At 68.7% G+C, this 12,799-nt stretch carries 11 protein-coding genes and 1 tRNA gene; 1 reads left to right on the top strand and 11 read right to left on the bottom strand.

All coding sequences use genetic code 11. From position 1 onward, the window contains the following. Window positions 1-7: 7 nt before the first annotated feature. From pepQ to rph, 7 genes are all read right to left on the bottom strand, one after another. On the bottom strand, window positions 8-1,339 hold the full coding sequence (gene pepQ, locus N5D20_RS15950) for a Xaa-Pro dipeptidase (protein WP_197579945.1): 1,332 nt from the start codon (window positions 1,337-1,339) through the stop codon (window positions 8-10). A gap of 75 nt (window positions 1,340-1,414) precedes the next feature. Next, complete coding sequence (locus tag N5D20_RS15945; RefSeq protein ID WP_010484030.1) at window positions 1,415-1,789, bottom strand: PilZ domain-containing protein; 375 nt, start codon at window positions 1,787-1,789, stop codon at window positions 1,415-1,417. Beyond that, entirely contained in the window at window positions 1,786-4,065 is a 2,280-nt protein-coding gene (locus N5D20_RS15940) for a DUF1631 family protein (protein ID WP_197579943.1), read from the bottom strand. Before N5D20_RS15940 ends, N5D20_RS15945 begins: the two co-directional genes overlap by 4 nt. Before the next feature lie 124 nt (window positions 4,066-4,189). Beyond that, entirely contained in the window at window positions 4,190-5,416 is a 1,227-nt protein-coding gene (gene hemW / locus N5D20_RS15935; protein WP_279914951.1) for a radical SAM family heme chaperone HemW, read from the bottom strand. Between the two features lie 59 nt (window positions 5,417-5,475). Continuing rightward, entirely contained in the window at window positions 5,476-6,069 is a 594-nt protein-coding gene (gene rdgB / locus N5D20_RS15930) for an RdgB/HAM1 family non-canonical purine NTP pyrophosphatase (protein ID WP_197579941.1), read from the bottom strand. Then, window positions 6,066-6,455 (bottom strand): VOC family protein, encoded by a 390-nt coding sequence (locus tag N5D20_RS15925; protein ID WP_197579939.1) that lies wholly within the window; start codon window positions 6,453-6,455, stop codon window positions 6,066-6,068. Before N5D20_RS15925 ends, rdgB begins: the two co-directional genes overlap by 4 nt. Beyond that, window positions 6,452-7,177 carry a ribonuclease PH gene (rph, locus tag N5D20_RS15920; RefSeq protein WP_012512000.1) on the bottom strand — a complete coding sequence of 242 codons (726 nt, stop codon included), beginning with the start codon at window positions 7,175-7,177 and terminating at the stop codon, window positions 6,452-6,454. Before rph ends, N5D20_RS15925 begins: the two co-directional genes overlap by 4 nt. Window positions 7,178-7,301: 124 nt before the next feature. On the opposite strand from rph, the gene N5D20_RS15915 reads away from it, so the two are divergent. Next, a complete protein-coding gene (locus tag N5D20_RS15915; RefSeq protein WP_019661992.1) occupies window positions 7,302-8,162 on the top strand; it encodes a YicC/YloC family endoribonuclease in 861 nt (286 codons plus the stop codon). A 58-nt stretch (window positions 8,163-8,220) separates the two neighbouring features. Here the strand turns inward: N5D20_RS15915 and selD are convergent, their stop codons facing one another. From selD to selA, 4 genes are all read right to left on the bottom strand, one after another. Next, the gene (gene selD, locus N5D20_RS15910; protein ID WP_197579938.1) at window positions 8,221-9,300 is read right to left on the bottom strand and encodes a selenide, water dikinase SelD; all 1,080 of its coding nucleotides are present in this window, start codon (window positions 9,298-9,300) and stop codon (window positions 8,221-8,223) included. 26 nt (window positions 9,301-9,326) lie between these two features. Then, window positions 9,327-9,422, bottom strand: a tRNA-Sec gene (locus N5D20_RS15905). Between the two features lie 24 nt (window positions 9,423-9,446). Next, window positions 9,447-11,378 carry a selenocysteine-specific translation elongation factor gene (gene selB / locus N5D20_RS15900; protein WP_197579936.1) on the bottom strand — a complete coding sequence of 644 codons (1,932 nt, stop codon included), beginning with the start codon at window positions 11,376-11,378 and terminating at the stop codon, window positions 9,447-9,449. Further along, window positions 11,375-12,799 carry an L-seryl-tRNA(Sec) selenium transferase gene (selA, locus tag N5D20_RS15895; protein ID WP_197579935.1) on the bottom strand — a complete coding sequence of 475 codons (1,425 nt, stop codon included), beginning with the start codon at window positions 12,797-12,799 and terminating at the stop codon, window positions 11,375-11,377. Before selA ends, selB begins: the two co-directional genes overlap by 4 nt.

Genomic DNA, 12,799 nt, shown 5'->3' with positions numbered 1-12,799 from the left:
GAGGGGCTCAGCCGTTCGCCGCCGCAAACGCCGGCCGCGTCAGGTTGTCCGCTTCGCCCTCGGTGCACAGCACTTCGTCTTCGATGCGGATGCCGCCATACGGACGGAAGAAGTCCACGCGGTCCCAGTTGATCGCATCGCCATGACCGGCATCTTTCACTTCGTTCAACAGCATGTCGATGAAGTACAGGCCCGGTTCGATGGTCACCACCATGCCCGGTTCCAGCACGCGGGTCAGGCGCAGGTACGGATGGCCGGCCGGGCGCTCGATGCGGCCACCTTCGTCACTGGCCGCGAACCCCGCCACGTCGTGCACCTGCAGGCCGATCAGGTGGCCGATGCCGTGCGGGAAGAACGCGGCGCTGACGCCGGTCTCCAGCGCGGTCTGCGGCGACACCTTGATCACGCCGAAGTCCTTCAGCACGCCCATCAGCGAAAGATGCGCGTCCACGTGCAGCTGCTTGTAGTCAAAGCCCGGCCGCACCGCCGCGCACATCTGCTGCTGGGCAGCGTCGACGGCGGCGATCATCGCCGCGAACTCGTCGTGGCCCTGCGCGGCGTAGGTGCGGGTGATGTCGCTGGCGTAGCCGTAGGCGCTGGCACCGGCATCGATCAGGAAGCTGCGCAGCGGCTGCGGCGCCTTGCGGCCCAGCTCGGTGTAATGCAGCACGGCGGCGTGTTCGTTCAGGGCCACGATGTTGCCGTAGGGCAGTTCGTTGGCATCCTGGCCGACGGCCTGGCAATAGGCCATGTGGATGCTGAATTCGTCGGCGCCATTGCGGAACGCGGCTTCGGCGGCACGGTGGCCGCGCACGCCCAGCACCTGCGCCTGGCGCATCAGCGCGATCTCATACGGCGTCTTGCTGCCGCGGTGCCATTCCAGGTAATTCACCACCGGCGCCGGGTTGTTCGGCACGTAATTGCCCAGCGCGCTCTGCGGTTCGCCGAGGATCGCGCAGCGCGCCGGGTCGGCCGGCAGCAGGGCCAGCGCCTCTTCGGGCTTGCGGATGACGTGGATGTCGAAGTGCTCCACCCACCAGCCGCTGGGCGCGTCCGGCACCACGTGCCAGTAGTCGAAGGGCTGGTGGAAGATCACGGCCGGGCGCTTGCCCGGGGTGAACACGATCCAGCTGTTGGGCACGCGGGTCAGCGGCAGCCAGGCCTTGAACTGCGGATTGACCGCATACGGGTAGTCGCGGTCGTCGAACACCTGGTAGTGCAGGGTGCCGCTGGGCACCACCAGGTGATCGAAGCCACCGCGGGCCAGCGCCTGTTCGGCACGTCGGCACAGCACGGCCAGGTGGTCGGAATACAGGGCGCCGGGGTCTTGCTGGATCATTGCGGTGGCTCGACACGGAAAACGGCCCTAGATTCTGCCGCATACCGCGAAAAACCGCTGTGCCGGAACCGGCACTCAGGCCGTCGAAACCGGTCCCTCGTCGCTGTCCTCGCCCACCCACTGGCGCAGCAGCTGCCGATGCTCGCGTGACAGGGTGAGGAAGCGGAAGCCGGTCCAGCTCTGCCCGGGAACGTGCGCGGGCTCGCTCCACAGCAGATGCACGCCCACGTCGATGGCCTGCTGGCGGCCATCACCCAGTGGCAACGGGAAGCGCAGCTGGTACAGCGCATCCTCGCGCAGCGGCACGCTGGCCAGCATCAGCATGCCGGTTTCGGAGACATTGCCGAGGCGCCCGACCACGCACTCGCGCATCTGGTCGGTGACCGGCACCAGGTCCGAGACCTGGCGGCGCGGCGCGCGGCGGGTGTCCTGCGGCGGTACGGCTTTCATGCGGGGGTCTCCTGTGCGCGGCCCGTGGCCAGTGCACGCAGTGCACCGAGGCTGGCTTCCCAGGCACGGTCGACCAGCCGGCCCTTGTCTTCGGTGACCAGCTGCGCGCGCCCGGCACTGATCTGCCGTGCCAGCGTATCCAGGTCGGTATCGGTGATCTTCTGCCCGCGCGCATTGACGAACAACGCGTGGCCGGTCAGCAGGCTGTACCAGGACAGGCGCTGGCGGCGCAGCGTGCCATCGCCCGTGTCGATGTCGAACCAACTGCCGAACGGCAGCGTGGACAGCTGCTGGTAGGCCGCTTCTTCAGCACTGCTGCGCGGTGTGGCAGGTGCGGTGCCACTGTTCGTGCCGGCGTGCTCGCCCAGGCGCGCACGTGCCTTCAGGCGTGCGCTGAGCTCGGTACGCGAGGTGCTTTCATCCTCGCCGCCGGGCGTGGCCAGCCTGCGCGCGACGGCGGCGGCTTCCTCGGCGTGGTAGCCGACCTGCAGCAGTGCGGCCTCCACGTCCGCTGCCAGCGCGGTATCGGTGCCGCCAGGGGCGTCGATGGCCTGTGCGGTGATGGCGGCGATGCGCTCGGTCTGCTGCAGGCGCTCCTGCCACTGTGGCGAATCGTCACCATGGCGCAGGCGGGTGAGGGTCAGTGCATCGGCCCAGGCCTGGCGCAACAGGGTCTGCACGAAGCGCGGCGGCGACTGCGTGTCGCAGCACTGGTCGATCTGTGCGGTGGCCTGGCGACGGGCCAGTTCCAATCGTTCCTTGCCGCGCGCGGCTTCCACATGGCGGCGCTCGGCCAGTTCGGCACGATGGGCCGCCGCGCGCTGGTGCTGCTGCACGTCTTCGTTGGCGGCGGCAAAGGCCTCCGGCGCACGTGCATCCTGCCCCAGCAGGCCCTGCACGCTTTGCGCCATGCGCTGCAGCAGCTGTGGGTCCACATCGTCATCGCCCAGCCAGTTGGCGCCGACTTCGGCGATCTGGTTGAGCAGCTCACGCGCGGGGTGTTCGTCGCGCACGAAGAAGCCCGGGTCGGCCATGGCCGCGCGTGCCAGGGGCACCTGCAGGCGCGCCAGCAGGGCGGCCGGCACCGGATCGGGACGCTGCTGCTGTTGCACCTGCTGCATCAGCATGCGCAGCAGGTCGAGGTTGTCACGGTCGTGACTGCCCAGCTGGGCCTGCGCACCATGCTCGCTGCGCAGCTGCGCGACCACGGCAGCCTGCAGGTCGGCCACTCCGGTTGCGGCACTGGACTGGGCCTGCAGGCGCGCGAGGACTGCGTCGACTGCCGCGCTGGGCACTGCGCCGCTGTCCGCAGGGGCAGGGCTGGCATGCCGTGCCTGCTGCAGCAGTTCATGCAATGCACCGCCGGTGGACGTGGTTACGCCCGGCGTGGCGGGGCCGGCTGCGCCGCCCCCGTGGAAGGCGTCCTGTACCAGGCTGGACCAGGAGCCGGCCGGTGCCGAACCGTTCCAGCCGGTCAGCGGGGCTGCGGCGCGCTTGGCCGGCTGCGTAGTGCGGCCGCCACCCACCGACTGGGTGATGATCCGCCGCGTGCTCGACGAGCGTGCCAGGTAGGGGGTGTAGACCAGCCCCGGCAGTACGCCGGACTGGGCCAGCAGGGCATTGGCACGGTCAAGGATATCGCCCAGCCGTTCCAGCACCTGCCGTTCGAAACTGCGATACAGCGCCAGCTGTACCTCGACGCTCAGCGCGTCCTGTTCGGCAATCCGGCGCACCATCGCGCACAGTGCCTGCGATGCCAGCGGCAGGGTGTCGGCCTCGAAGGCCGGCGCCGCCGCCAGTACGCCCAGGCGTTGGCCCAGCAGGTTCAGTGTGTTGGTTGAACGCAGCGTCTCGCGCCGCACCATCTCGGTCAGCAGCAGGTCGCGATCCACTTCATGCTCATCGACCAGCGACAGCCCGAGCATGCCCGGCAGCGCTGGCGGCGTAGCACTGGTGCTGACACCGCTGGCCGGTTCGCGCAGCCGTGCGAGGGCATCGGCCACGGCGTCGAGCATACGGTCGGCGAAGTGGCCGGAGAACGCATGCAGCTGCCCACGCTGGGCCATCAGCTCGGCCTGCTGCTGCGGATTGCGTGCGCGGTCGGCGTCGTGAAGCAGATTCTGCTCCAGCGCCTCCACCGTCAGGATCAGGGGCGCGGCCAGCGTCTGCCGGCACAGGCCGATCAGCGCGCCCAACAGCTCACGTACCCGCGGTGGCAGGTCGCTGGCGGCCAGTCGGTTCTTGTCGGCAGGAGTGATGGAAAAGACGGCTGACATCGGCAGGCGGTACCCGGATTCCCGCGGATCGATCTGGTGAATCTACCGTGTCGGCCGCTGTCGGCGCTACTTTAGGGTGGATGTGCTTCCCGATCGCCAGGCATGACCCTCTGTCAGGCGAGCATCAATCTTCCAGGAACAGGCTCACCACATCGTTGGTGAAGCGGCGGCCCAGCTCGGTCGGCTGCACATGGCCATCCGTCACGTCCAGCCAGCCGCGCTGCACGGCCTCGGCCAGCGGTGCTTCCAGTACGCTGCGCGGCAGGCCGGTGCGCGACTCGAAATCGCGCAGGCCGAAACCTTCGTGCAGGCGCAGCAGATTCAGCATGTACTCGAACGGCAGGCGCTCGGGCGCGATCACATCGTCACCACCGAACGAGGCCGGGGTACCCGCGCTGTCCAGGTAGGCCTGCGGATGCTTCAGCTTCCAGCGGCGCAGCACGTGTTCTTCGGCGCCTGAACTGATCTTGCCGTGCGCACCGGCACCGATGCCCAGGTAATCGCCGAAGCGCCAGTAGTTCAGGTTGTGTGCGCTCTGCCGGCCGGGGCGCGCATAGGCGCTGACTTCGTACTGGCCGAAACCGGCCTGCGCGAGCAGTGCCTGGCAGTGTTCCTGGATGTCCCAGGCGTTGTCTTCATCGGGAATGCCCTGCGGCGGCCTCGCGAAGAACACCGTGTTCGGTTCCAGGGTCAGCTGGTAGTGCGAGATGTGCGCCGGCTGCAGTGCGAACGCGCGTTCCAGATCAGCCTCGGCGCCGGCCAGGGTCTGTTCCGGCAGCGCGTACATCAGGTCGATGTTGAAGTTGTCGTAGCCCGCGTCCTGCGCCATTTTCACCGCGCGCTCGGCTTCGCCACTGTCGTGGATACGGCCCAGGCGCTTGAGCATCGCGTCGTCAAAACTCTGGATGCCGAAGCTGAGGCGGTTCACGCCGGCCGCGCGATAGCGGTCGAAGCGACCGTGCTCGGCGGTGCCCGGGTTGGTCTCCAGGGTGATTTCGGCGTTGGGGGCAAAGCGCAGGCGCGCGCTGGCCTGCTGCAGGAAGCGGTCGATGGCTTCCGGCGGGAACAGGCTGGGCGTACCACCACCGAAGAACACGCTGTGCACCACCCGGCCCCAGACCAGTGGCAGGTCCTGGTCCAGGTCACGCAGCAGCGCGTCGATGTAGGCATCGAACGGCAGGTCGCCCTTGGCCTGGTGCGAATTGAAATCGCAGTACGGGCATTTGCGCACGCACCACGGCAGGTGCACGTACAGCGACAGCGGTGGCGGCACCAGCCGCGGCGGCGTGTCGTGGTCAGCGGAGCAGGCTTCGCCGGGCAGGTGGTTGCAGTGGTCGTGGGCGTGCGGCATGGGCTTCTTCGGTAGTGCCGGCCGCTGGCCGGCTTCCCTGGTTCGATCGGGTGGCGTCATTACAGCGTCGCCAGCTGTTGCTTGAGCTGCTGCAGGGCAATGGCGCGGTGGCTGATGGCGTTCTTCAGCGCCGGCTCCATTTCCGCGGCGGTCAGGCCGTGGGTGGTGTCCAGGAACACCGGGTTGTAGCCGAAACCATTCGTGCCGCGCAGCTCGCGGATGATCTGGCCCTCCCAACGGCCTTCGCAGATCAGCGGCTGCGGGTCGGTGGCGTGGCGCAGCAGCACGATCACCGCATAGAAGCGGGCGCTGCGCTGGCCGTCGGGAACATCGGCCATCGCGTCCAGCAGCTTGGCGTTGTTGGCCGCCGCGTTGGTCGGATGGCCGGCATAGCGCGCGCTGTACAGGCCCGGCGCACCGCCGAGGGCATCGACGATCAGGCCCGAATCATCGGCCAGCGCCGGCAGGCCGGTCGCTTCGCAGGCGGCGCGCGCCTTCAGCAGCGCGTTCTCGACGAAGGTCAGGCCGGTCTCTTCCACATCGCCCAGGCCCAGCTCGGCGGCCGAGGTGATCTGCAGCGGCAGATCGGCGAGGATCTCCTGCATCTCCACCAGCTTGCCGGCGTTGTGGCTGGCCAGTACCAGTTTCTTCATTGACGGGGCTCCAGCAGGTCCCAGGTGTTGCCATAGAGGTCGCGGAACACCGCGACCGTTGCATAGGGTTCTTCGCGCGGCGCTTCCAGGAACTCGACGCCGGCGGCCTGCATCGCCGCGTGGTCGCGGTGGAAGTCGTCGGTGTTGAGGAAGAAGGCGACGCGGCCACCGGTCTGGTTGCCGATGCGGCTGCGCTGCGCCTCGTCGCTGGCGCGTGCCAGCAACAGGGCAGCGGCGCTGCCGTCGGTCGGGCCGACCACCACCCAGCGCTTGTGGCCCTGGTCGATGTCCTCCAACAGTGCGAAGCCGAGCTTGCCGGTGTACCAGGCAATGGCTTCGTCGTAGTCGGCCACCACCAGGGTGGTCAGGGCAAGGCGCCGGTTCATGCCGACAGCGCTGCCTGCTGTGCGTCCAGCAGTTCGCGCACGCCCTTTTCGGCCAGGCCCAGCAGCGCGTCCAGCTCGTCGCGACGGAAGGCATGGCCTTCGGCGGTGCCCTGCAGCTCGATGAAGCCGCCACCGTCGTTCATCACCACGTTCATGTCGGTGTCGCAGTCGCTGTCTTCGGCGTAGTCCAGGTCCAGCACCGGGGTGCCGCGGTAGACACCCACTGACACGGCGGCCACTGCGCCGAGGATCGGGTTGCGCTTGATGTCGCCACGCTTCATCAGCACGTTCACCGCATCGACCAGGGCCACGTAGGCGCCGGTGATGGCGGCGGTGCGGGTGCCACCGTCGGCCTGCAGCACGTCGCAGTCGAGGGTGATGGTGCGCTCGCCCAGCGCGTTGCGGTCCACGCACGCGCGCAGGCTGCGGCCGATCAGGCGCTGGATCTCCAGCGTGCGGCCGCCCTGCTTGCCACGGGCCGCTTCACGGTCACTGCGCGTGTGGGTGGCGCGCGGCAGCATGCCGTACTCGGCGGTGACCCAGCCTTCGCCCTTGCCGCGCAGGAAGCCCGGCACGCGGTTCTCGACGCTGGCGGTGCACAGCACGCGGGTTTCACCGAAGCACACCAGCACCGAACCTTCGGCGTGGCGGGTGAAGCCGCGTTGGATGACGACCGGGCGGAGCTGGTCGGGCTGGCGGCCGCTGGGGCGGGAATCGGACATGGTGCGGGTTCCGTAATGGCGAGGGAGTACGCCGCCACGCCCGCGGCCTTCACGGGGCGGGCAAGGGGGCTCTGGTGAGGGCGCTAGGGTACCATTCCCCCTTTGCACGCACCGGACACAATCCATGATTCGAAGCATGACCGCCTATGCCGGCGGCGAGCGGGTCACCCCGTGGGGCACGCTGGGCTGCGAGCTGCGCTCGGTCAACCACCGCTTCCTGGAGGTCGGCACCCGCCTGCCCGAGGAACTGCGGGCGCTCGAACCGCAGCTGCGCGAGCGCATCGCCGCACGCCTGAGCCGTGGCAAGCTGGATCTGGTGATGCGCCTGCGCGCGCCGGAGGCGGCGGCCAACCTGCAGGTGGACGAGGCCCTGCTGGGCCAGCTGGGCCGCCTGGCCCACCGCCTGACCTCCGATTTCCCCAACCTGCAGGTCAGCTTCACCGACCTGCTGCAGCTGCCGGGCGTGACCCGCGGCGAGGCCACCGATGCCGCCGCGCTGCAGGTCGAGGCACTGGCCCTGCTGGACCAGGTGCTGGACGGCTTCGTCGAGGCCCGTGAGCGCGAAGGCGGCAAGTTGTCGGCCGCCATCAGCGAGCGCGTGGACGGCATCGAACGCATCGCCACCGAAGTCCGCACGCTGATTCCGGCCATTCGCGACGGCCAGCGTGCCAAGCTGGCCGCACGCCTGGCCGACCTGCCGCACCCGGTCGATCCCGGCCGCGCCGAGCAGGAACTGGTGCTGTGGCTGCAGAAGCTGGACGTGGATGAAGAGCTGGACCGTCTTGGCAGCCACATCGTCGAGATCCGCCGCGTGCTCAAGCAGCGTGAGCCGGTCGGCCGCCGCCTGGACTTCCTGCTGCAGGAGTTCAACCGCGAAGCCAACACGCTGGGCTCGAAGTCGGTGGACAGCCGTACGTCCAATGCCGCGGTGGAGCTGAAGGTGCTGATCGACCAGATCCGCGAACAGGTGCAGAACATCGAGTGATGTTGCATCCAGCGCTACAGCAGGGGCGCGCTTAGAGCGCCCCTGTCGTTTCAGCGCTTCAGCGCACGCTGACGCCCGGCGCTCCTTCGCCCAAGTGCCCCACCACGGCCGCCTGGACGAACCCTGCGTCGTGGAAACAGGCCAGCACCGCGTCCACCGCTTCCGGGGCACAGGACACCAGCAGGCCGCCACTGGTCTGCGGATCTGTCAGCAGCGGCTGCCAATATGCTGGCAACCCCTCGGCGAAGTGCACCTCGGTGCCATAGGAGGCCCAGTTACGGTGGGAGGCGCCGGTCACGCAGCCACGCTGCAGCAGCTCCAGCGCCTGTGGCAGCAGCGGCACCTGTGCACTGTCCACCTCGGCGGCAACGCCACTGGCACGGCACACTTCCAGCAGGTGGCCGAGCAGGCCGAAGCCGGTGACGTCGGTCATGGCATGCACGCCGTCCAGCGCGGCCAGCGGCACGCCCACGGTGTTAAGTCGGGTGGTCGACTCGATCATCTGCCGGTAGCCGTCGGCATCCAGCACTTCTTTTTTCAGTGCTGACGAATACACGCCCACGCCCAGCGGCTTGCCCAGCACCAGCACATCGCCGGCGCGGGCATCGGCATTGCGCTTGAGCCGCTGCGGATCGAGCACGCCGATCGCGGCCAGGCCGTAAATGGGTTCTACCGAATCGATGCTGTGGCCACCGGCCACCACGATGCCGGCATCGGCGCAGGCGCGTTCGCCGCCCTGCAGGATGCCGCGGATGGTGTCCTGCGACAGCGTATTGATCGGCATGCCGACGATGGCCAGTGCGAACAATGGCCGGGCACCCATCGCGTACAGGTCCGACAACGCGTTGGTGGCGGCGATGCGGCCGAAGTCGAACGGGTCGTCGACGATGGGCATGAAGAAATCGGTGGTGGCGACAATTGCCTGGCGATCATCGAGGCGGTACACCGCGGCGTCGTCGCTGGTCTCGCGGCCGACCAGCAGTTCAACCGGTGCCGGAAGCGCTGGAACGCCGCGCAGCAGTTCGCTCAGCACGCCCGGCGCGATCTTGCAGCCACAACCGCCACCATGTGCCAGAGAGGTCAGTCGTTGCGGGGCATCGGCCGTTGAAGGGGCGGGGGACTGCGCGTGCGTGGCCATGCCGACATCTCCTGCGGAAACACGAATGGCGGAAGGCAGCAGGAGTCGAACCTACCAGGGAACGATCGACGCCCCCTACTGGGTTTGAAGCCCAGCCGCATGCCCGGATGCGCATGCCTTCCGAAAGTACGGCGGTAGCGGTGGGCTCAGTCGCGGGCTGCGTTCCACTGCAGGTCGCCACGCGGCCGATGCTGGTCACCGACGCGTCGAGTGTAGCCAACGCGATTGAAGAACTCCAAGATCTGGATGCTGCGTTTGCGGCCCAGGCCGATGGCATCGCGGAAGGCCGCCGCATCCACCGTGCCGCTGGCCTGTGACAGCTGCGCGACGATCGTGGCCAGCTCGGCGATGCGCGCCGGTGCGTAGAACAGGTCCGGCACCACCTGGAACAGTTCGCCACGTGCGGCGGCGCGGCGCAGGACGGCGCGGACCTCGTCTTCGGCCAGTCCGAAGTCGGCGGCCAGGGTGCGCACCCATGGCGGATCGAAACCGCCGTCATGCAGCTGCGGCAGCACACGTTCCAGCAGGAGGCGTTCGCGTTCCGGCGGCGCATGGTCATGGCCGGGCAGGCGCCACCAGGCGCCCACGCGTTGCACGCTGCCGTCGTCCAGCAGGTCCTGCAGCAGCGCATTCCAGAGGCTCACTGCAAGTGAGGGCAGGGTGCTGCGCTGCAGGCGCCCGCTGTCGACACCGGGTTCGTCGGGGCGTCGCTCATGCCAGCCGCGCAACGACGTGGTCACCTGCTCGCGCAAGGCCTGCCAGTGCGAGGCAAGGATGACCACCGTGTCTTCGCGGGTAGCGATGCGTTGCGCGTCCTCGGGTAGTTCGATCTGGTCGGCCGCGCGCCGGCAGTAGCGTTGCAGCGCGGCCATGGCAATGCCGAAGGGCGCCTGCTGCAACAGTGGGCCGATTCCCGCACCCGCGGCCAGTTGCTCCAGGGCTCCCAGCCACGCGAGCCGTGCCGGGCTGCGCCGGCGCCGCTGTGGCGGGTCCGGATCGAGCACGATGCCGCCGCCCAGCGTGTGGGAGGCCGCTGAATCGCGGGCGATGAAGCGATCGCCACACATCGCACAGACCGGTGCATCGAACACCAGCTGCACCAACTGCCCATCGCCTTGGTCCGGGTCCTCCAGCAGCACCACATGGGCCTGCCGGTGCATCGTGCCCCAGTGGATATGCAGCGGCGCCCAGTCGCGCAACGGTGCGGCCAACGCGGACAGCCGCAGCCGTACATCAACGCGGGTGGTGGGCAGCAGTGCGCGCGGGTCGGCGATCCAGTCGCCACGGCGGATGTCGTCACGGGCGATGGCTGCCAGGTTCAACGCGCAGCGCTGCCCGGCCATCGCGTGGTCGCTGGCCTGGTTCTGCGCGTGGATGCTGCGTATGCGTATTTCAGTGGCGGCCGGCATCAGCTGCAGATGCTCACCCACCAAGGCGATGCCGCCATGTACCGCGCCGGTCACCAGCGTGCCGTGGCCGGCCAGCGAGAACACGCGGTCCACCGGCATGCGGAACAGCTCGCTGCGCAGTTCGGCCTGGCGCGCGCTGGCGTCGTCCGCCGCCCACGCGTGCAGCTGGGTACGCAGTGCGCTGATGCCGGCATCGTCGGGTGCGGTGCTGTTGCAGGCGAACAGAGGAGAATCCTGCAACGGTGTCGCGGCCAGCAGCGCAGCGATCTCGATCTCGACCCGGGCGACGCGCGCCGCATCCACACGGTCGATCTTGGTCAAGGCCACCGCACCCCGGTCCACGCCCAGCAGTTGCAGGATGGCCAGATGCTCGCGGGTCTGTGGCATCACGCCGTCGTCGGCGGCGATCACCAGCAGGGCGACATCGATACCCGTCGCACCGGCCACCATCGTATGCACGAAGCGCTCATGGCCGGGCACGTCGACGAAACCCAGCGTCGTCGCCGGGCCCTCAGCGTCCCTGCTTTCTACCGGGACATAGGCATAGCCCAGTTCGATGGAAATGCCGCGCGTACGCTCTTCCTGCAGGCGATCGGTTTCGATGCCGGTCAGCGCGCGCACCAGGCTGGTCTTGCCATGGTCGATATGCCCGGCGGTGCCGACGATCATGCCTGCAGCATGCTCCATTGGGCCAGGAAGAGCGCTTCGTCGGCGGGTTCCAGGCAGCGCAGGTCCAGCCACAACGCGTCATCGGCGATGCGGCCCAGCACCGGGCGCGGTAGCTGGCGCAGTCGCTTGGCCAGACGGTCCAGTCCGCCGCGCCGCGCGCTGGCAATGCGCAGTCCGGCGCTGGCCAGCTGCGCCTGTGGCTGCGCGCCGCTGCCGATCTGGCTGTGCATCGAAGCAGGCTTGAGGGTGTAGTCCGCCGCCAGCGAGGCACGCATCGGCTGCAGCAGGCGCTGGGCCTGCGCATCGATATCCTCCTGCCTGCGCGACAGCGTGCGCAGTGTCGGCAGCCGCTGTGCCAGCAGCTCCGGTTCGCGGTACAGGGCCAGCACCGCTTCCAGTGCGGCCAGGCCCATCTTGTCCATGCGCAGTGCGCGCTTGAGCGGGTTGCGGTTGATCCGCGCGATCAGGTCGGCGCGGCCGGCGATGATGCCGGCCTGCGGGCCACCCAGCAGTTTGTCGCCGCTGAACGAAACCAGATCGGCGCCGGCCGTCAATGTTTCCTGCACGGTGGGCTCGCGCGGCAGGCCGAACGTGGCCAGATCGCACAGGCTGCCACTGCCCAGGTCCACCACCAGCGGCAGGCCATGTTCGTGCGCGATTGCCGCCATCGCCGCAGTGTCGACCTTGGCGGTGAAACCGGTGATCGCGTAGTTGCTGGCGTGCACCTCCATCAGCAGTGCGGTGCGCGCGCCGATGGCGTTGGTGAAGTCGGCCGGGTGGGTACGGTTGGTGGTGCCCACTTCCAGCAGCCGCGCACCGGCGCTGCGCATCACGTCGGGAATGCGGAAGGCGCCACCGATCTCCACCAGCTCGCCGCGCGACACCACCACGTCGCGGCGGTTGGCCAGGCTGTTGAGCAGCAGCAGGACCGCCGCCGCATTGTTGTTGACCACGGTGGCGGCTTCAGCGCCGGTCAGTTCGCAGATCAATGCCTGCACCCGTGCATCGCGGTCGCCGCGACGACCACGGATGACGTCGAACTCCAGATCCACCGGCGCGGTCATCGCGCGGCTGACCGCGTGCACGGCGGCATCGGGCAGCAATGCGCGCCCGAGATTGGTGTGCAGTACGGTGCCGGTCAGATTGAACATCGGCTGCAGATCCAGCCGTGCATCGGCCGCCAGTGCGGACTCGATCGCCGCGACCAGCGCCGGATCGCCAACCGCTTCCTGCAGCTGCGCGGCCGAAAGCTGGCCGGCGCTGATACGGTCCCGCAGCACCTGAAGGTGCGAACGCAGCAGCTGGGTGATGCGGCTGCGGCCGTGGCCCTCGATCAGTGCTGCCAGGGCAGGCAGACGCAGCAACCGGTCCAGCGAGGGCAGCGCGGAAACCGATGCCGGGGTGGGGGGCGTGGCTGTCAT

Source organism: Stenotrophomonas sp. GD03877, assembly GCF_029840555.1.
Lineage (GTDB): Bacteria > Pseudomonadota > Gammaproteobacteria > Xanthomonadales > Xanthomonadaceae > Stenotrophomonas > Stenotrophomonas geniculata.
This window is presented reverse-complemented; position numbering and strand designations above follow the sequence as displayed.

What these genes read in the sequence shown, in the direction of transcription:
- rph (WP_012512000.1), bottom strand. Translation starts at nt 7,177, where the DNA reads ATGTCCGATTCCCGCCCCAGCGGCCGCCAGCCCGACCAGCTCCGCCCG.
- selD (WP_197579938.1), bottom strand. Translation starts at nt 9,300, where the DNA reads ATGGCCACGCACGCGCAGTCCCCCGCCCCTTCAACGGCCGATGCCCCG.
- N5D20_RS15945 (WP_010484030.1), bottom strand. Translation starts at nt 1,789, where the DNA reads ATGAAAGCCGTACCGCCGCAGGACACCCGCCGCGCGCCGCGCCGCCAG.
- pepQ (WP_197579945.1), bottom strand. Translation starts at nt 1,339, where the DNA reads ATGATCCAGCAAGACCCCGGCGCCCTGTATTCCGACCACCTGGCCGTG.
- N5D20_RS15940 (WP_197579943.1), bottom strand. Translation starts at nt 4,065, where the DNA reads ATGTCAGCCGTCTTTTCCATCACTCCTGCCGACAAGAACCGACTGGCC.
- hemW (WP_279914951.1), bottom strand. Translation starts at nt 5,416, where the DNA reads ATGCCGCACGCCCACGACCACTGCAACCACCTGCCCGGCGAAGCCTGC.
- rdgB (WP_197579941.1), bottom strand. Translation starts at nt 6,069, where the DNA reads ATGAAGAAACTGGTACTGGCCAGCCACAACGCCGGCAAGCTGGTGGAG.
- N5D20_RS15915 (WP_019661992.1), top strand. Translation starts at nt 7,302, where the DNA reads ATGATTCGAAGCATGACCGCCTATGCCGGCGGCGAGCGGGTCACCCCG.
- N5D20_RS15925 (WP_197579939.1), bottom strand. Translation starts at nt 6,455, where the DNA reads ATGAACCGGCGCCTTGCCCTGACCACCCTGGTGGTGGCCGACTACGAC.
- selA (WP_197579935.1), bottom strand. Translation starts at nt 12,799, where the DNA reads ATGACAGCCACGCCCCCCACCCCGGCATCGGTTTCCGCGCTGCCCTCG.
- selB (WP_197579936.1), bottom strand. Translation starts at nt 11,378, where the DNA reads ATGATCGTCGGCACCGCCGGGCATATCGACCATGGCAAGACCAGCCTG.